This is a genomic window from Vibrio sp. 10N.261.51.A3, assembly GCF_041471965.1.
Lineage (GTDB): Bacteria > Pseudomonadota > Gammaproteobacteria > Enterobacterales > Vibrionaceae > Vibrio > Vibrio crassostreae_C.
In genome coordinates, this window is record NZ_JBFRPK010000005.1 from 92,948 (window position 1) to 111,387 (window position 18,440).

The window sequence follows — 18,440 nt, forward strand, 5'->3', positions numbered from 1 at the left end:
GGCTTATGCACTAAATCCAAGGCTTGTTGCTATATCGCCTTTACGCTGGATAACCCATTGACTGTCAAATGGCCCCCAGTCGGATAACTGGTAATAGCCATCATTATGACGTCGCCCATCTTGAACAAACATAAGTTCGATACCGATCCCCGGTAACGCCTTGAGTACATCTTGAATAGTACGACGAGGCCACCCCGTTTTTTCGATGAGTTTAGGCACATTTGGCCTATCAAGGCTTTCCACTAACAATGCTAAATATAGCCGCCTTGCAAAAACAGGACTCAACTCCATTGACACCTCCTATATATGTGCAGCTCAATTATTTCTTTTTTCGCTGACAACATGTTGAGGCTGATCAATAAGTCTCCAATAGTGACATTTTCTTACGCTTTTTTTTCACTCTATGAAATATTCATCACTCTATTTTGTCTGAGTTGCTGCTTCCTGATAGGATTCAACTCATAACAATGAAATAAAATCACTCAAAGGAAGAATAATGACTATCACCATGTTTGGTATCCCAAATTGCGACACCATTAAAAAAGCAAAGAAATGGCTCGAAGCTGAAGGTATCGAGTTCGAATTTCACGATTATCGCAAACAAGGCATCACAGAAGAGCTAGTAACAAGCTTCTGCTCTGAGCTAGGTTGGGAGCTTGTGCTAAACAAACGTGGTACGACTTATCGCCAACTTTCTCAAGAACAGAAAGACACCCTAACAGAAGAAAAAGCGGTGACTTTGCTAGTTGAACAACCTGCCATGATCAAGCGCCCAATCTTAAAAGTTGAAGGTAAGCTTCACATCGGATTTAAAGCCGACCAATACGCGGCTATTTTTGCTTAGATCGTTGTATTTACATAGACAGACAACTGGACGTTGATCATTGAATCAGCTTCTAAAAATTAATGACTAGACGTTTTATTTAAACAAGGAATTCAAGGATGACAGATAGCCCAACTTTGGCTCTGGCAAAAGACCTAATCAGCCGTCAATCGGTAACACCAGAAGATGCAGGCTGCCAAGACCTGATGATTGAACGCTTAAAAGCACTCGGTTTTGAAATCGAAGTGATGGTATTTGAAGATACGACCAACTTCTGGGCTCGTCGTGGTACTGAAGCACCTCTGTTTGCTTTTGCTGGTCACACTGATGTGGTACCTGCAGGCCCAATCGAACAGTGGAACACTAAGCCATTCGAACCGACTATCGTAGACGGTTTCCTACATGGCCGTGGCGCTGCTGATATGAAAGGCTCTCTGGCTTCAATGATTGTTGCCGTCGAGCAGTTCATTGCCAAACACCCAGACCACACAGGCTCAATTGGTTTCCTGATCACTTCAGATGAGGAAGGTCCTTTCATCAACGGTACTGTACGTGTTGTTGAAGCATTAATGGCGCGCGGTGAAAACATCGATATGTGTATCGTTGGTGAACCATCGAGCACTGAGTTCGTGGGTGATGTCGTGAAGAACGGCCGTCGTGGCTCTATCACTGGCGACCTAACGATTAAAGGCACACAAGGTCATGTTGCCTACCCTCACCTAGCAAACAACCCAGTACACAGCTCTCTGCTTGCTATTAATGAGCTAGCAACAACTGAGTGGGATAAAGGTAATGATTACTTCCCGCCAACCAGTTTCCAAATTCCAAATGTGAGTGCGGGTACTGGTGCTTCAAACGTGATCCCTGGTGAGTTTAATGTTCAGTTTAACCTACGCTTTAGTACAGAGTTAAGCAACGACATCATCGTTGAGCGCATCACAACGACACTCGACAAGTATGATTTCGAATACGACCTAAGATGGACATTCAATGGCGACCCGTTCTTAACAGACGCAGGTTCACTGCTTGATGCTATTGTTGATGCAGTGGGTCACGTCAATGATGTGAAACCAGCACTGCTAACGACTGGCGGTACATCTGATGGTCGCTTTATTGCACGTATGGGCGGACAAGTGGTTGAACTAGGCCCTGTGAATGCAACGATTCACAAGGTTAACGAATGCGTGAAGGTAGCCGATTTAGAAAAGCTAACTGACATGTACGAAAGAACATTAGTGAACCTATTCGCTAAATAGTCTTTCATCAGCGATTCATAGCATCCAATTATTGAGAGACTCGTTATGACACCAGAGCAGCTTACCGGACAATCAGATTCTCATCTAGAGCCTAGCCTGATCGGCACCAAGAACTTCTTGGTCCACAGTGAGGTTAAGAATGACCTGAATAATTTGATTGAAGCTGCTCAGCTCGCTGGTTTTAAAATGGAGATTGCCAGTGGCTTTCGCGACTATGAAAGGCAATCTCTGATTTGGAACAGTAAGTTTTCTGGCGAAGCTCCGATATTAGATTCAGAAAGCCAACCTCTTGATGCTTCAAAACTGACCGAACAACAAAAGCTATCGGCTATCCTGAGATGGTCTGCGCTTCCCGGCGCGAGTCGTCATCATTGGGGTTGTGACTTCGATGTCTTTGCTCGTAACCACTTACCTGAAGGCATACATCTGCAATTAGAACCATGGGAATACCTTACTGGCCACCAGCAATCGTTTTACCAATGGCTATCAGTTCATGCTGCACAATTTGGTTTCTTCTTTCCTTACAGCCAAGATTTGGGTGGTGTGGCGATCGAACCATGGCATATCAGCCATCGCAAAGTATCGGAGTCGTGTTTATCACAGTTATCTCCGACTTTACTTGGCAAGCAACTCCAATCTAAGCCAGTATTAGGGTATGAGATTATTATGGAGCAGCTAGACGAGATCTATGCACGCTTCGTAGCGAATATCAGTCATTAGGAGCGCTTATGTTGGAGTGGCTTACAAACCCTTGGGTTATCATCATCATCGTAGTTAGCGTTGTTGTGGGTAACATCGCAGCGCTCAAACAGACAGCCAATATGGATCTGACGGGGCGTGGTAAAACTGAGCGAGATTTAGATAAGCTCAATCGCTCGGATAAACTTAACCAAGAGAAAGCTGAAAAAGAAGAATCCAAAGACAATAAAGACGCATAGCCTTTTGCTTTGGCTAATCAGCTTGATTGACCAATTTTGATTGACCAATGTAGCCTGATGACAACGAATACAATAAAAAAGAGGACACAGTGTGTCCTCTTTTTTATTTGCTTTTGCTAATCACAAGGCTGATTTAACTCAGCTTGTGACGGCTTGAATGACTACTCAGCTTTCGCTTCTTTGTCATCTTTGGTTTGGTCAGCAATATGCGCTAATACCGGAACCATAGACTTAAGCAGCTCTTCTTCTACTGGCTTACCTGATGCATCCGTTACGTTGATTGACGTACGGTTGCCAAGGTCACCAAATAGGAAGTTGTAAGTGCCTGGCGCTAAATCGATAGGCTGTAGGCCAATTTCTTCCCAGAACTCATCATCTGGTGCTGCGTACTTCGCCTTCACCGTACCCTGAGATTGATTGCGTTCTTCAAGCTCAAAGCCCATAGCAGGCAACAAGTTAGGCAGGCGCTGCCAGAATACATTGTATGGTGTACGAGCAATAATCACAGGGAAACCACTGCGGTCCGCACCCATTGAGATTGGGATTCGCTTCACCAACTCTTGCGCTTTCAGCGCTGCTTCAGCACGAAGGTTTTCATCGTACTTAGCCATAACTAGGTTAGTCAGAAACGCGTTGTAACGCTCTTTATTGGTTGCCGTTACCGGTTTCTCTTCAGTACCTTCACGCCAATCAATCAGGTTAATCTTGAAGCCGTGACGGTTGTTCGCTTGGAAACGAGACATAGAGTAACGACTACCAATCTCTACGTCTTCATCTTCAGAAACCCAAGTTACCCAATCGGTCTCAATCTCATTCTCTGATTGCTCACGAATACCAATGCCACGCTGAGCCAGCATATCTACAGCCGTTTGCCACACGCGGTCTGCCTCTTCTGCGCGAAGAAGCCATAGTGTCACTTCACCGTTTTGACGCTCAGCACGAGCACCCGGGATCAGTTCAAGAACCTGTTGCGGTGGACGAATATCCACTTCACGACCAGTACCACCACTGAATTCACCGCTTGGGATGTCAAAATTTGGGTAGAACTGAGGCTGAGCATCTACAGGCAATTGCCATTGTGAAAACTCAGGTGTTTCTAAGTATTCGAAATCATCTTTGGCTTGGCGACGTTGAGTCGGGTTGCCAGAACATGCTGTAAGAACGAAAACAGCCAGTGACCCAATCACTAGCTGGTGAGAATACTTCATTTATACTCCTAAATGCCGAAGGTTCGCTTCGGCATCACTTCATACGTTTTAGTAAATGCACGCTTCAGTCATTGCTTGAGCAACAACAGGTTGAGCTGGCTCTGACAGTTCAGTCAGCGGTAGACGTAAGCCACCTTCAGCAATCAGACCCATTTTATGAACCGCCCATTTTACGGGAATAGGGTTAGACTCAACGAACAAATTCTTATGTAGAGGCATCAAACGCTCATTGATCGCTTCCGCTTCTTCAAACTTACCTTCTTTTGCTAGCTTGAACATGGTTGCCATATCAGCGGCTGCAACATTGTTCGTTACAGAGATCACGCCATCGCCACCACGCTTAACAAATTCTAGGCCTGTTAAGTCATCACCACTTAGTAAGATAAAGTCTTCGCCACAAAGTTCACGGTGAATTGCAATTCTGTCGAGATCACCCGTCGCATCTTTCAGTGCAACGATGTTTTCGATCTCAGCAAGACGAGCAACCGTTTCTGGCAACAAGTCTACCGCAGTACGACCTGGAACATTGTATAGAATTTGTGGAACGTCACTGACTTCAGCAATCGCTTTGTAGTGTTGGTACAAACCTTCTTGAGTCGGTTTGTTGTAGTAAGGCGTTACGCTCAGGCAACCAGCAATACCAGAACCATTCAACAAACGGCTGAATAGAACAGATTCATGAGTTGCATTTGCACCTGTACCAGCGATAACGGGAATACGACCATCAGCAAATTCAACGATCTTGTTGACGACTTTGACATGCTCTTCAATAGTGAGTGTTGAAGACTCACCTGTTGTGCCAACCGCAACCAGACCATCACTACCTGCAGCAATATGGTGCTCAACTAACTTTTTAAGGCTGTCGAAATCCACTTCACCATCTGTATTAAATGGCGTAACTAGCGCAACGATACTTCCTGAAAACATGTCTATCTCCCTTAATTTATTCTTTTTGCATGTTACTGTAAGCCAATCAATAAACACAAGACATTAAAGTGGCTTACCGGCAACATCTGCATTAAATATTGTCGTATGTTTGAGGTAAAACGACTTCTAACGGCGTTCTACCTAGAATTTGGGTAACCTGCACTCAATCTAGCGGATAGCACATCACTGGATGTCAGTAACAAGTAAGCTGTGCTCTCATCGCTCTATCTCATTTTTTAACGCGCTCGATATTCTTATCATTGGTTGCATGTTCGAAGCAAGGTCGCACATAAAAAGCCCCGCACGCACGCTTATTCCACGAGCTAACTGTGCTAACATGCATGAATCAATGGAATATAAAGAGACGTGATTTTATGACTCAACATCTAGTAATCACAGCTGTGGGCACTGATCGCCCAGGTGTATGCAACCAAGTGGTTCATTTAGTCACCCAATCAGGCTGTAACATTATTGATAGCCGTATCGCCCTGTTTGGCGAAGAATTTACGCTTATCATGCTGCTGTCTGGAAAGGCAAACAACATTACCCGCGTTGAAACCACCTTGCCCTTGCTTGGACAAGAGCACGACTTGATTACGATTATGAAGCGAACCTCAACTCATGATGTTATTGAGAACTCTTACACAGTAGAGGTGTTCGTTGAGTCAGACGATAAAATCGGACTTACTGAGCAGTTTACCCAGTTCTTCGCAGACCGAAACATCGGCCTCGATTCGTTAAGTGCACGAACCATCAATAAATCTAAGGTTCAACTCGACAACGACCAATTCCATATCTCTATTACCGCTTCTGTGCAATCAGAATGTAATTTGATGCAGCTACAAGAAGAATTCGATTCGCTGTGTCAGAGCCTATCAGTCCAAGGCTCGCTCAACTTTATCAAAAACAGTCTTTAAAAAGGAAATGTCATGAATACGCTAACGGCTGGTGTTCCAGCACCTGCTTTTTCTCTTCCAGATCAAGATGGCAATATCGTATCTCTTGGTGACTTCAAAGGTAAAAAAGTACTTTTCTATTTTTACCCTAAAGCAATGACTCCAGGTTGTATTGTGCAAGCGGAAGGCCTGCGTGATATCAAAACACAGCTTGATGACCTAAACGTGGTTGTTCTAGGTGTGAGTGTTGACCCAGTAAAACGTCTACCAAACTTCGTTGAGAAGAAATCTCTAAACTTCACCCTGCTATCTGATGAAGACCACAGCGTTGCTGAACAGTTTGGCGTTTGGGGCGAGAAAAAATTCATGGGTAAAATCTACGACGGTCTGCACCGTATTAGCTTCCTAATTGATGAAGAAGGTCAGATTGAACATGTCTTCAACAAGTTCAAGACTAAGACTCACCACGAAGTGGTTCTAGATTACTTCAATCAAGAAGCGTAAGGGCGATTTGAGTGAGTTAATGACTTAGATTCATCACTTTCTAAGGCAATAGCAACACTCATTAAGCTAATGATTAAGCTAATGATTAAGCTAAGAGCAAAAAGGCCGAACATCATGAATGTTCGGCCTTTTTCTATAACAAGATCAATTACTTTTGATGTTCGGGGTCATCGTCTAATGCGTGACTCGGTAAGGCATTCCAAACCGCCTTAACTAACGTTGCCAACGGGATAGCAAAGAACACGCCCCAGAATCCCCACAGTCCACCAAACACTAACACGGCAACAATAATGGCCACTGGGTGCAGGTTCACCGCTTCAGAGAAAAGAACAGGAACGAGCACGTTACCATCTAGCGCTTGGATAATACCGTAAGCGAGAAGCAACCAGTAAAACTGAGGCTCTAATCCCCACTGGAACAGGCCTACAATCGCCACAGGAACAGTCACAGCTGCCGCGCCGATATAAGGGATCAGTACCGAGAAGCCAACCGCGACAGCCAACAAGACTGAATAACGCAGATCCAGAATCGCAAAGGTTACGTAGCTGACACCACCAACGATTAAAATCTCTAAGACTTTACCGCGAATGTAGTTCGAGATTTGCTGGTTCATCTCTTCCCATACTTTGGTCGCTAAACGACGATTTCGAGGAAGTACACCGCTCGCCATTCTGATCATCTCTTCTTTGTCTTTTAACAAGAAGAAAATAAGCAGTGGTACAAGAATCAAGTAAACCGCTAAGGTCGCTAAGCTCACAAGAGAAGCAAGAGAACCTTTGACAACACTTTCACCAAAACCTAACGCTTTGTTCTTGGCGTTAGACATAATGGACTCAACGATCTGCAGGTTAGCTAATTCTGGATAGCGTTCAGGAATCGTCGCAATGAAGTTTTGCAAGCTGCCATACATGCTTGGGATATCATTAATTAGATTGCCCACTTGTTGCCAAATGGTTGGTACCAAGCCAAAGATCGCAAGTAGCATCACGCTAAAGAACATCATGATCACCAACATCACCGAAGGCGTTCTTGGAACACCGAGTCTTTGAAGTTGGGTAACAGGCCACTCAAGCAAATAAGCCAACACAATCGCAACCAAGAGTGGTGCAATTAGGTGACCAAAGAAGTAGATCGTAATAAAGCCGAAGAGAATGATGGCAACCAAACTGACAGCATGGGGATCAGAGAAACGTCGTTTATACCAACGATTGACCATTTCAAGCATCTGACTGCAATTCCTTTTTAGTGACGAGGAGATGATGGTAATTAGAGCAAACCTCAGTGATGACGTCATAGGCTTGCTTAGACAAATAAGTAACAATATCTTTCATCGAACTGTTATCAGACACATAAATTGACAATGACTGCCCTACTTCTAACTTTACACTGTGACGCTTGGCTAATAATAGCGCCATTGGACAGCGCTCTTGGCGTAAATCTAGAATATTAGGTGTCATTCTTGAGCTCGATGCTTATTATAAGGGTCGTATTGTAATCTGTTTTTGAAAACGCGCCATCATTCATTCATCCTCCTTCATGATAGCGCACGCACTTGGCAAAGGTTAAATCAGATAAAGAACCAATTTCCATTGCACTTGTCTTACTGTCAGAAGAAACGGAGTATTACTGACTAATATGTTTAAACGCGCTCGCTCAATTGCTTGCTTATGCATCGCAGCTACATTAAGCACCCCAACTATGGCGAATACCAATAGTTTGGAGCTACCAGATATCGGTACCGCTGCTGGCGGCACACTCACTATCGACCAAGAGCTTATCTATGGTGATGCCTACATGCGCATCATCAGAAGTAGCCAGCCTATCGTAAACGACCCAGTTCTAAATCTATATATTGATACTCTTGGCCATCGTCTGGTCGCGAACGCAAATGATGTAAAGACACCTTTCCAGTTCTTTATGATCCGTGACCGCAACATCAACGCCTTTGCTTTCTTTGGTGGTTATGTTGCTTTGCACTCAGGTCTATTCCTGCATGCACAATCTGAAAGTGAATTAGCTTCTGTATTAGCGCACGAAATCGCGCACGTAACCCAACGTCACTTAGCGCGTAGTATGGAAGACCAAGCGCGCCGCTCTCCAGCAACCATTGCAGCGCTAGCAGCCTCTGTATTACTGGCAATTGCAGCTCCTGAAGCCGGCATTGCAGCCCTAACGGCAACGACTGCGGGTAATATGCAAAGCCAAATCAACTACACCCGTAGTAATGAAAAAGAAGCCGACCGCTTTGGTATCAACACGCTAGCAAAAGCTGGGTTTGATGTGAATGCGATGCCACGTTTCTTTGGCCGTTTAGCTGATGAATATCGCTATGCGAGCACACCACCGCCAATGCTACTGACTCACCCATTACCAGAAGACCGAATTACCGATTCACGTGCTCGTGCTCGTAGTTACCCGCCACTGAAACTGGCTCCCTCTCTTGACTACCACCTAGCAAGAGCCCGCATTGTTGCGCGCTATGCTGGCATTAATAATGATGCTGCTCTTGATTGGTTTGAGCGTCAGCTAAAGAAAGCCCCTAAAGCTTTGGTTCCGTCATTAGAATATGGCCAAGCACTGGTTTACCTAGACTCTAAAAAATTAGACAAAGCAGAGCCCATCCTGAACAAGCTGATTAACAGCGATCCAACCAACCTGTTTTATCTAGATGCTATTTCGGATCTGCACATCGAGAAGAAGCAGCCTGAGATTGCGATTAAAGAACTTAAATCGGCACTGGTTCGTCAACCAAACAACCCGGTTCTGACCATTAACTACGCCAACGCACTGATTGAAAATGAAGATCTTCAAGAAGCGGTTCGCGTATTGCAACGTTACACGCACGATAACCCGAATGACACCAATGGCTGGCACTTACTTTCAAAAGTAAATACGAGCCTTGGTAATAGCGACGAAGAACTGGCTGCTCGTGCAGAAATTTTGGCACTGCAAGCCAACTGGAACAAAGCGATTCAGTACTACACGCAAGCAAGCCAAATCGCAGAATTAGGAAGCCTAAAACAAGCACGCTACGACGCTCGAATTGATCAGCTAATGATTCAACGAGAGCGCTTCTTGTCGCTACAATAGAGTGTTTACTGGTAACGCTCGTTGCCAGTATAAAAAGAAAGCTCAACGTTACACAAAAAAAAGAAGTCACCTATGGTGGCTTCAGCTAAACAATTAAATCAAAAATAATAATGAGGAAGAACCATGTCTGTCGTGATTTATCATAACCCACGCTGCTCAAAGAGCCGTCAAACTCTAGAAGTGCTTCAGGAAAACGGCGTACAGCCAGAGGTCATCAAATACCTGGAGACTCCGTTAACAGTTGAACAGCTGAAAGTACTGTTCACTCAGCTTGGTTTTGACAGTGTTCGCGACATGATGCGCACCAAAGAAGCGGACTACAAAGAAGCAAACCTTGGCGATGCTTCAGTTACTGATGAAGATCTTTTCGCCGCGATGGCAACCAATCCAAAACTGTTTGAGCGCCCAGTCGTTGTCGCGAACAACAAAGCAAAAATTGGTCGTCCACCAGAGCAAGTGCTAGAGATTCTGTAATCCAATATGAGCATTAACATTCTTGTTCTTTATTACAGTCGCCACGGCAACACACAAGCTCTAGCAAGGCAGATTGCACGAGGGGTTGAATCCATCCCGAACTGCGAAGCTATGCTAAGGACGGTGAACGACGTGTACACAGTAGAAGAGCAGCCTGATTCGCGTTATCAACCAACCGATCCTATTGCCTCGTTACAAGAACTTCGATCTTGTGATGGTTTGGCGCTAGGCAGTCCGGTTTGGTTTGGTAACATGGCCGGGCCAATGAAGCACTTTTGGGATAGCACGACATCAATGTGGATCAATGGTGATCTCATCGATAAGCCAGCTTGCGTATTTACCTCTTCTTCGTCATTGCATGGTGGTCAAGAGACAACACAACAAAGCATGATGTTGCCCCTGCTTCATCACGGCATGTTAGTCGTGGGCATCCCCTACTCAGAACCGGCGCTGCACACCACTCAAACTGGTGGTACGCCTTATGGTGCAAGCAGTACTGGAGAGAGCGCTTCACTTAGCAAAGAAGAGATTGAGTTGGCGCAAAACCTAGGTAAACGCCTAGCGCGCATCGCAATAAATCAGAAGGGAATTTCTCAATGATGTATATGCCAGAGAAGGCTATGTCTCCCAAAACCAAGCTATTTCGCTACCTTGCTTTAGCGGGCAACTTGTCGCTTTTATTCTGGGTGGTGGCTTGGCAGATGACGCTTTCACCGCACCCTCATCTCAGTAATGTCACACTGGCGATTGCTTGGGCTATCCCGCTGTTATTGCCATTACCGGGCATTTTAGCAGGAAAACCTTATACGCACGCATGGGCAAATTTCGTCTTGATGCTCTATTTCCTACACGCATTAACTATCTTGTATGTAGACGATGGTGAACGTTTATTAGCGGCTGTAGAACTGCTTCTGACGACTCTAGGTTTCGCGGGCAATATCTTATTTACTCGCTTTAGAGCCAAAGAGTTAGGCATCAAGTTGAAGCGTCTTTCTGAAGTAGAAAAGAGAGAAAAAGCTAAGTTCGAGCAATAATATTGAGCCCATGCTTTTAAACTGACCGCTTACAAACAAAAAGCCCTGCGAGATTGCTCTTGCAGGGCTTTTTTCAAGTTTTCATTTCAATCAGTCATGTCAGCTGACAATTATGAGCGAACCCACTCGTATACCAAGCTTGGCTTAGCATGTACTGGCGCAGTGATGGTTAGATCTTCTGTACTAGAATCCTCTAACGTTGCGTCAGGCGTATTCGTTAGCTCAGCATCCTCAGATACCTCGTTGCCCTTAATCACTTGTACGCCTGAGTCAGTTTCGTCACCAACGACTTCAGCAGCGTCTGTTGAATCATCACCTACAGACATTGTGTTGTCTTGAGTTTCAAATTCAGGGCTCACTTCAGGCTCAATGTAAGATTCTTCAACCTTCGCGACTTGTCGAATACTTGCTACTTCTTGATCAAACTCTTGTTGAGTCGACAATAAGTGAATTCGGAAAGTGACTTCGTTGTTCTGAATCTTCAGAATATCTAGGCTTGCCACCGAGTTTAGACGCTTAAGTGCGTTCTCTAACTGGAAGAAGTCTTGAGCATTATTCAGGCTAATAAACTGCGTTAAAATCGATTCTGATGACTCACTCGCTACCGTCACAGCACTTTTGCCTGCGTAGTAGTTACTGATCTGGTCAACTAACTTCTTAGAAGTCGTGTCGCTGTTACCCGATAGTGAACCACTTACAGGCGATGTTGGTGCACTCGTCAATTGACTTGGCTTTTGATCATATAGAGCCCAACGTAGGCCTGAAGATTGAGCCTTTATCACCAACACAGCATCAACAGGATAACGCTGACTCGCTTTACTGATTGGCGTAACAAAGCTACCCCACAAATCAGAAGTCGCAATACCCGTAATATCGTCAAAGTCACCCACAGGCAGCGTTAGAGGCAAGCCACGCTCTTTTGCGTTCGCTTGTAAGCTAGCTGCTAACTGTGAGTTAGAGTGTTCCCATACGATGTTCTTGTCGTAGTTGTCCTCTTCCACCAGCCAAACAAGGATGTTTGAACGCGTGTCAGGCCAGTAAGGTAACTGTGCTTGAGTCAACAGAGAACGGATTTGAGCACCGTTAAAACGCATACGCAATGTTGATTGGTCATTGCTTTCGCCAAAACTCATTTGAGACATGTACTGCGAACTCTTGCGCATCGCCTTTTGAATCGTCTCATTCGAAGCGACATCAGTTTGGCCAGTCGCACGTATCAATACCTGCTCCATACCTGTATTTCTTGCCACTTGTTCTGGCTGTTTGTCTTCAGCGTTAATCGCAACTTCAGCACTAAAGATATCTACTTGAGTTAAGGCATAACTCGGAGAGGCTAATAGTCCCATCAACAACAATGCTATGTAGCGCATACTGATCCTAATATTCAAATCTTGTGCCTAGATGATAAGCAACTATGGATTGAGGGGCAAGGTCGATAGCGCCCACTGTGTTTAATAACCACAAAATATCACCTGGCCATGATAAATCGCTCACTTATAAACTGAATTTCTAGGGCTTAGATGGATATAAAACATCACTAAGATAAATAAATTTGATCTATTTGGTGTAGCAATCGATTGCCAAGTGATAGAATCCCGCGAATTTTATTTTTCGCTTTTCATATAACGACCATTTTTAAGGACATAACATGAAAAATGCTCTGCAAGGTGCGCAAATGCTGTTTGTAGCATTTGGTGCGCTTGTATTAGTGCCGCTACTGACTGGACTCGATCCCAACGTTGCACTGTTTGGCGCAGGTATCGGTACCCTTTTATTCCAACTTATTACACGCCGTTCAGTGCCAATCTTCTTAGCATCTTCTTTTGCTTTCATCGCGCCTATCATGTTTGGTATTCAAACTTGGGGTGTTGGTGCAACCATGGGCGGCTTGATGGCGGCGGGTGTTGTGTATGTACTAATGGGCGCGTTAATTAAAGTTCGTGGCGTTGGCTTCATCCATAAACTGCTTCCACCTGTAGTGGTTGGCCCTGTGATCATGGTTATCGGTTTAGGCCTTGCGCCTGTTGCGGTTAACATGGCGCTAGGTAAGACAGGCGATGGTGCGGTTCAGCTTGTTGATGCAGACGCTGCCCTGTGGATCTCTTCAATTTCACTGTTAGTGACGATTGTCATCAGTGTGTTTTCAAAAGGCTTCCTTAAGCTACTGCCAATCTTCGGTGGTATTGTTGCGGGTTACATCACCAGCTTGGTATACGGCGCGGTAGACTTCACTCCAGTAGCGCAAGCATCGTGGTTAGCACTACCAAACTTCACCATGCCGGAGTTCAACATCAACGCTATCTTCTTCATGGTGTTTGTCGCGATTGCCCCAGCCGTTGAGCATGTAGGTGACATGCTGGCGATTTCTAACGTGACCGGTAAAGACTACCTTAAGAAACCTGGCCTGCACCGCACAATCACAGGTGACGGCGTGGCAACAATAGCTGCTTCTATGCTGGGCGCTCCACCAAACACAACTTACAGTGAAGTAACAGGCGCAGTAATGCTTACCAAAGCATTTAACCCTGTAATCATGACTTGGGCTGCAGTAACCGCTATCGTTCTTGCATTGGTTGGTAAGCTAGGCGCATTACTGCAAACCATTCCGGTTCCAGTGATGGGCGGTATCATGATTCTTCTGTTTGGCTCTATCGCAACCGTAGGTCTTAACACGCTAATCAAGAACAACGTTGACCTTCACAAATCACGTAACCTTGTGATTGTGGGCATTACTTTAGTCTTTGGTATTGGCGGCATGGCCTTTGGTATCGGTGACTTCAGCCTACAGGGCGTAAGCTTGTGCGGTATCGTAGCGATTCTACTTAACCTAGTACTTCCAGAAGAGCTAGGTGACAACACTGTGGTAGACAAAGCTCAAATCGATTAATCCATCGGTAAGGCTAGATTCAAAAGAATCACAAACCAACAAGATCAAAAAAGGGAGAGCATTGAATGCTCTCCCTTTTTATTAATACGGCTAATTCAGCGAGTTAAGAAACGATTTAGAGTCACTTAAGCTGAAACCGAATTACTTAGTACCGAAGATCTTATCACCAGCATCGCCAAGACCAGGAACAATGTAACCCTTGTCGTTTAGCTTCTCATCGATTGCAGCTGTGTAAAGTTCAACATCTGGGTGCGCTTTTTCTAGAGCCGCAATACCTTCAGGAGCCGCTACAAGAACAAGAATCTTGAAGTGCTTACAACCTTTCTCTTTCATTAAGTCGATAGTCGCGATCATAGAACCACCCGTTGCAAGCATTGGGTCTACCACTAGAGCGATACGCTCATCGATGTTAGATGCAAGCTTGTTGAAATATGGAACTGGCTCAAGCGTTTCTTCGTCACGGTAGATACCAACAACGCTGATACGTGCGCTTGGGATGTGCTCAAGAACACCGTCCATCATGCCTAGACCAGCACGTAGGATTGGCACTACTGTTACTTTTTTACCTTTAATTTGGTCAACTTCAACTGGGCCGTCCCAACCATTAATAGTTACACGTTCAGTTTCAAAGTCTGATGTCGCTTCGTATGTTAGAAGGCTACCCACTTCTGTCGCTAGCTCACGAAAACGCTTAGTGCTAATCTCACCTTCACGCATCAGGCCAATTTTATGTTTTACTAGCGGGTGTTTCACTTCAACAACTTTCATTTCCAACTCCGGCAATATTTAAACAAACCTGTAGATTATACACGAACTCTAAGGTTATTTCAGAATCTTTATTCTAATAAAAAAAACCGCGCAAACGTTTGCTCTTCATATTCAAGCCCTGTTAGAATAGCGCCGTTTTCACATCCAACTTAAGTTCGAGGACTATCCCGTGAGTGGTAATACTTCTTCTCTAAGCTACAAAGACGCTGGTGTTGATATCGACGCAGGTAATGCACTAGTAGACCGTATTAAAGGTGCTGTTAAACGCACTCGTCGCCCTGAAGTAATGGGCGGTATTGGTGGCTTTGGCGCCCTATGTGAACTTCCAACGAAATACAAAGAGCCAGTACTTGTTTCAGGTACTGATGGTGTTGGTACTAAACTTCGCCTTGCTTTGGATCTGAAAAAACACGACACCATTGGTATCGACCTAGTGGCAATGTGTGTGAACGACCTAATCGTTCAAGGTGGTGAGCCTCTATTCTTCCTAGACTACTACGCAACAGGTAAGCTAGATGTAGACACAGCAGCAGACGTTGTTTCTGGCATCGCTGAAGGTTGTGTTCAAGCTGGTTGTGCACTTATCGGTGGTGAAACTGCTGAAATGCCAGGCATGTACGAAGGCGACGACTACGATGTAGCTGGCTTCTGTGTTGGTGTTGTAGAAAAAGCGGACATCATTGACGGCACTAAAGTAGCAGCAGGCGACGCACTTATCGCTGTTGGCTCAAGTGGTCCACACTCAAACGGTTACTCTTTAATTCGTAAAGTCCTAGAAGTTTCTGGTGCTGATAAGAATGAAGAACTAGAAGGTCGCACTATCGGTGAGCACCTACTAGAACCAACTAAGATTTACATCAAATCAGCGCTTAAGATGATTGCAGAGCATGACATTCATGCTATCTCACACATCACAGGTGGTGGTTTCTGGGAAAACATCCCACGCGTACTTCCTGAAGGTACTAAAGCAGTCATTGATGGCAAGAGCTGGGAATGGCCTGCTATCTTCAACTGGCTACAAGAGAAAGGTAACGTGGAGACATTCGAAATGTACCGCACTTTCAACTGTGGTGTAGGCCTAGTTGTTGCTCTACCTAAAGATCAAGCAGACGCTGCTGTTGAACTACTGAAAGCTGAAGGCGAAAACGCTTGGGTTATCGGTGAGATCGCAAACGCTGAAGCTGGCGAAGAGCAAGTTGAAATTAAATAAGTGATACGCTCACTTACTTAGTTAATCAATGAGGACCTAATGGTCCTCATTTTGCTATTTAGCCCGCAGAAAACCTTAGTTTATGTAGGTACATTGTAAACAATTCAGTTAATCAATCGTATGACCCACTCTATGAAAAACAATCACTCAAATAAAACCAGTCACTCTCAGAAAAACATCGTTGTGTTAGTTTCAGGAAGCGGAAGTAACTTACAGGCTATTTTAGATGCCTGCGATAGCGATATGATTGATGCATCGGTTAAAGCTGTCTTCTCAAACAAAGCAGAGGCTTTTGGATTAGAACGAGCGAAAACCGCAGGTGTTGACGCTCATTCAGTGAATCCAAAAGACTTTGGTTCACGTGAAGAGTTTGACCATGAATTGATGGTTCAGATCGATGCTTACCAGCCAGATTTAATCGTACTCGCTGGCTACATGCGAATCCTGAGTTCAGAGTTTGTTCGTCACTATGCAGGGAAAATGGTCAACATCCACCCTTCTCTGTTGCCGAAATACCCAGGCCTACACACCCACCAGCGTGCCATTGATGCGCAAGACAAAGAACACGGTACTAGCGTCCACTTTGTTACCGAGGAGCTCGATGGCGGCCCTGTGATCTTGCAAGCTAAGGTGCCGGTATTTGAAGATGATGATGCTGATATGTTGGCAAGCCGAGTGCTGACTCAAGAACACTGCATTTACCCTATGGTTTGCAAGTGGTTCGCGGAAGACCGTTTATCAATGGTCAATGGACAGGCTGTGTTAGACGGTAAAGCATTAGGTAAACACGGTTACGCAGAAGAGTAATTCGTCAAACGACTCTCAGACAACAAATTGCTGAAAAACAAAAAGGCCGCTTACTGACTGGTTAGTGCAGTAAGCGGCCTTCGTTTGTTCGGGTTCAAGCAATACGATCTACAGCATTAGCTTAATGGCTCTGTCGGTGCTTGGCTCGCTACCTTTTTCGGCGCATAAGCAACATCTTCTAACGCTTGATGGTTGTTGCCAATCAGCTCACCAAAATGAAACAGTGCGTATTCGCCCGGCTTCATTCTAAACCACTGTTCATTGTCCGTAAGAGGTTGAGTTGCTACCACCGTCACCACATCATTTGGCGTAGTCTCTTCTTGGAAGTTTATCTCAACATCTTCATCAATCAGGCTCGCATTACCAAAAGGTGCGCGTCTGGTTATCCAGTACAAATGGTTAGTACAGTAAGTCATCACATACTCACCATCACTCAATAACATGTTAAATACGCCTTTCTCGCGTAGCTTGTCACAACACTCAGCCACGAAACGAAACATGCCTTCCATGTCTTGAGGTGGTTCAGGAAAACGTTCTTCTAGTTGTTTCAGTAGCCAACAAAAAGAGAGCTCACTGTCCGTTTCGCCGACAGGTCTAAAACGCCCACTCACCAGATCATCGTAATCTGATAATTGACCATTGTGAGCAAAGGTCCAATATCGCCCCCAAAGCTCACGGGTAAAAGGGTGTGTATTTTCTAGATTAACGCCACCACGGTTGGCTTGACGGATATGACTGACAACAGCTTGGCTTTTAATTGGGTAGTTTTGAACCAACTCAGCGATCTTAGATTCACAGCTCGGATTCGGATCTTTGAAGGTACGAAAACCCTTTCCCTCATAAAAGGTAATACCCCAGCCATCACGATGCGGGCCAGTGTTGCCTCCACGCTGCATAAGACCAGTAAAGCTAAAACAAATATCAGTTGGCACATTCGCGCTCATACCGAGCAATTCACACATGGTTTAATCTACTCCCTATTAAAACCAATGGAGCCAAAAAGCTGGGCTCCAAATGTCTGTAAAACTATTATTCCATCTCTTTTTCGACAAGCTGAATCACAATGTGGATGATCTTAATGTGAATCTCTTGGATGCGATCTGCGTAGCCAAAGTGTGGTACTCGGATTTCGATATCCGCACAACCCGCCATTTTACCGCCATCTTTACCCGTCAATGCAATCGTCTTCATGCCTTTCGCTTGAGCCGCTTCAATCGCTTTTAGAATATTGGCAGAGTTACCTGAAGTCGACAGACCGAACAACACATCACCTTTACGACCCACCGCTTCTACATAGCGAGAAAACACGTGGTCGTAGCCAAAATCATTACTCACACAAGATAAGTGGCTTGGATCTGAAATCGCAATGCCAGCGTAACCTGGACGGTTTTCACGGTATCGGCCTGTAAGCTCTTCCGCGAAGTGCATTGCATCACAGTGTGAACCACCGTTGCCACAAGAAAGCACTTTGCCTTCTTGTTTGAATGAGTCAGCAATCAGTTTTGCCGCCGCTTCAATTTGAGCGATGTTATGGTCATCACTCAGGAACTTATTCAGAACGTCAGCAGCTTCGTTTAATTCACTTTTGATTAGGTCTTGGTACATAAGACTTATCTCT

At 44.9% G+C, this 18,440-nt stretch carries 22 protein-coding genes; 13 read left to right on the forward strand and 9 right to left on the reverse strand.

Annotated features, from left to right (window positions below; translation table 11 throughout):
* Positions 1–3: 3 nt before the first annotated feature.
* Positions 4–291, reverse strand: a complete 288-nt coding sequence (locus AB4371_RS02065; protein ID WP_004734273.1) for a helix-turn-helix domain-containing protein — start codon at positions 289–291, stop codon at positions 4–6.
* 205 nt (positions 292–496) lie between these two features.
* Here AB4371_RS02065 and AB4371_RS02070 point away from each other — a divergent pair, with 205 nt between their 5' ends.
* The 4 genes from AB4371_RS02070 (at position 497) to AB4371_RS02085 (ending at position 3,017) form a co-directional block, all read left to right on the forward strand.
* Entirely contained in the window at positions 497–844 is a 348-nt protein-coding gene (locus AB4371_RS02070) for an ArsC family reductase (RefSeq protein WP_017060699.1), read from the forward strand.
* 98 nt (positions 845–942) lie between these two features.
* Positions 943–2,079: a succinyl-diaminopimelate desuccinylase gene (dapE, locus tag AB4371_RS02075; RefSeq protein ID WP_017060700.1), complete on the forward strand. Its 1,137-nt coding sequence runs from the start codon at positions 943–945 to the stop codon at positions 2,077–2,079.
* Positions 2,080–2,124: 45 nt separating this feature from the next.
* Positions 2,125–2,799, forward strand: a complete 675-nt coding sequence (locus AB4371_RS02080; RefSeq protein WP_372148751.1) for a M15 family metallopeptidase — start codon at positions 2,125–2,127, stop codon at positions 2,797–2,799.
* A gap of 8 nt (positions 2,800–2,807) precedes the next feature.
* Positions 2,808–3,017 (forward strand): DUF2897 family protein, encoded by a 210-nt coding sequence (locus AB4371_RS02085; protein ID WP_017060702.1) that lies wholly within the window; start codon positions 2,808–2,810, stop codon positions 3,015–3,017.
* 161 nt (positions 3,018–3,178) lie between these two features.
* Here AB4371_RS02085 and bamC read toward each other — a convergent pair whose 3' ends face one another.
* Positions 3,179–4,225 carry an outer membrane protein assembly factor BamC gene (gene bamC, locus AB4371_RS02090; RefSeq protein WP_372148755.1) on the reverse strand — a complete coding sequence of 349 codons (1,047 nt, stop codon included), beginning with the start codon at positions 4,223–4,225 and terminating at the stop codon, positions 3,179–3,181.
* A gap of 48 nt (positions 4,226–4,273) precedes the next feature.
* The gene (gene dapA / locus AB4371_RS02095; RefSeq protein WP_017060704.1) at positions 4,274–5,152 is read right to left on the reverse strand and encodes a 4-hydroxy-tetrahydrodipicolinate synthase; all 879 of its coding nucleotides are present in this window, start codon (positions 5,150–5,152) and stop codon (positions 4,274–4,276) included.
* A 374-nt stretch (positions 5,153–5,526) separates the two neighbouring features.
* Between dapA and AB4371_RS02100 the strand changes: the two genes are divergently transcribed.
* Together AB4371_RS02100 and bcp are read left to right on the forward strand one after the other, a co-directional pair.
* Complete coding sequence (locus AB4371_RS02100) at positions 5,527–6,069, forward strand: glycine cleavage system protein R (protein ID WP_017060705.1); 543 nt, start codon at positions 5,527–5,529, stop codon at positions 6,067–6,069.
* A gap of 12 nt (positions 6,070–6,081) precedes the next feature.
* On the forward strand, positions 6,082–6,552 hold the full coding sequence (bcp, locus tag AB4371_RS02105; RefSeq protein ID WP_017060706.1) for a thioredoxin-dependent thiol peroxidase: 471 nt from the start codon (positions 6,082–6,084) through the stop codon (positions 6,550–6,552).
* Positions 6,553–6,700: 148 nt separating this feature from the next.
* Here bcp and AB4371_RS02110 read toward each other — a convergent pair whose 3' ends face one another.
* Together AB4371_RS02110 and AB4371_RS02115 are read right to left on the reverse strand one after the other, a co-directional pair.
* Positions 6,701–7,777, reverse strand: coding sequence for an AI-2E family transporter (locus AB4371_RS02110; RefSeq protein WP_017063383.1), 1,077 nt, complete (start codon positions 7,775–7,777; stop codon positions 6,701–6,703).
* On the reverse strand, positions 7,770–8,009 hold the full coding sequence (locus tag AB4371_RS02115; RefSeq protein WP_017060709.1) for a sulfurtransferase TusA family protein: 240 nt from the start codon (positions 8,007–8,009) through the stop codon (positions 7,770–7,772). The genes AB4371_RS02110 and AB4371_RS02115 overlap by 8 nt, the downstream gene beginning before the upstream one ends.
* Positions 8,010–8,187: 178 nt before the next feature.
* Here AB4371_RS02115 and AB4371_RS02120 point away from each other — a divergent pair, with 178 nt between their 5' ends.
* From AB4371_RS02120 to AB4371_RS02135, 4 genes are all read left to right on the forward strand, one after another.
* Positions 8,188–9,642: a M48 family metallopeptidase gene (locus tag AB4371_RS02120; protein WP_017060710.1), complete on the forward strand. Its 1,455-nt coding sequence runs from the start codon at positions 8,188–8,190 to the stop codon at positions 9,640–9,642.
* Positions 9,643–9,765: 123 nt separating this feature from the next.
* The gene (arsC, locus tag AB4371_RS02125; RefSeq protein WP_017060711.1) at positions 9,766–10,116 is read left to right on the forward strand and encodes an arsenate reductase (glutaredoxin); all 351 of its coding nucleotides are present in this window, start codon (positions 9,766–9,768) and stop codon (positions 10,114–10,116) included.
* 6 nt (positions 10,117–10,122) lie between these two features.
* The gene (gene wrbA / locus AB4371_RS02130; protein ID WP_017066556.1) at positions 10,123–10,716 is read left to right on the forward strand and encodes an NAD(P)H:quinone oxidoreductase; all 594 of its coding nucleotides are present in this window, start codon (positions 10,123–10,125) and stop codon (positions 10,714–10,716) included.
* Positions 10,713–11,150, forward strand: a complete 438-nt coding sequence (locus AB4371_RS02135; RefSeq protein WP_017060713.1) for a DUF2069 domain-containing protein — start codon at positions 10,713–10,715, stop codon at positions 11,148–11,150. Before wrbA ends, AB4371_RS02135 begins: the two co-directional genes overlap by 4 nt.
* Before the next feature lie 110 nt (positions 11,151–11,260).
* Here the strand turns inward: AB4371_RS02135 and AB4371_RS02140 are convergent, their stop codons facing one another.
* Positions 11,261–12,520: a DUF2066 domain-containing protein gene (locus AB4371_RS02140; RefSeq protein WP_372148758.1), complete on the reverse strand. Its 1,260-nt coding sequence runs from the start codon at positions 12,518–12,520 to the stop codon at positions 11,261–11,263.
* 278 nt (positions 12,521–12,798) lie between these two features.
* Here AB4371_RS02140 and AB4371_RS02145 point away from each other — a divergent pair, with 278 nt between their 5' ends.
* A complete protein-coding gene (locus AB4371_RS02145) occupies positions 12,799–14,037 on the forward strand; it encodes a uracil-xanthine permease family protein (protein ID WP_017066555.1) in 1,239 nt (412 codons plus the stop codon).
* A gap of 141 nt (positions 14,038–14,178) precedes the next feature.
* On the opposite strand, the gene upp is transcribed toward AB4371_RS02145, so the two are convergent.
* A complete protein-coding gene (upp, locus tag AB4371_RS02150) occupies positions 14,179–14,805 on the reverse strand; it encodes a uracil phosphoribosyltransferase (protein WP_004738627.1) in 627 nt (208 codons plus the stop codon).
* 169 nt (positions 14,806–14,974) lie between these two features.
* Here upp and purM point away from each other — a divergent pair, with 169 nt between their 5' ends.
* Complete coding sequence (purM, locus tag AB4371_RS02155) at positions 14,975–16,015, forward strand: phosphoribosylformylglycinamidine cyclo-ligase (protein WP_017071054.1); 1,041 nt, start codon at positions 14,975–14,977, stop codon at positions 16,013–16,015.
* 132 nt (positions 16,016–16,147) lie between these two features.
* Positions 16,148–16,822 carry a phosphoribosylglycinamide formyltransferase gene (purN, locus tag AB4371_RS02160; RefSeq protein WP_017060717.1) on the forward strand — a complete coding sequence of 225 codons (675 nt, stop codon included), beginning with the start codon at positions 16,148–16,150 and terminating at the stop codon, positions 16,820–16,822.
* Between the two features lie 116 nt (positions 16,823–16,938).
* On the opposite strand, the gene AB4371_RS02165 is transcribed toward purN, so the two are convergent.
* Both AB4371_RS02165 and lpcA read right to left on the reverse strand, forming a co-directional pair.
* Positions 16,939–17,784, reverse strand: coding sequence for a class II glutamine amidotransferase (locus AB4371_RS02165; protein ID WP_017063380.1), 846 nt, complete (start codon positions 17,782–17,784; stop codon positions 16,939–16,941).
* A 67-nt stretch (positions 17,785–17,851) separates the two neighbouring features.
* A complete protein-coding gene (gene lpcA / locus AB4371_RS02170; RefSeq protein WP_017063379.1) occupies positions 17,852–18,427 on the reverse strand; it encodes a D-sedoheptulose 7-phosphate isomerase in 576 nt (191 codons plus the stop codon).
* Positions 18,428–18,440: the final 13 nt, after the last annotated feature.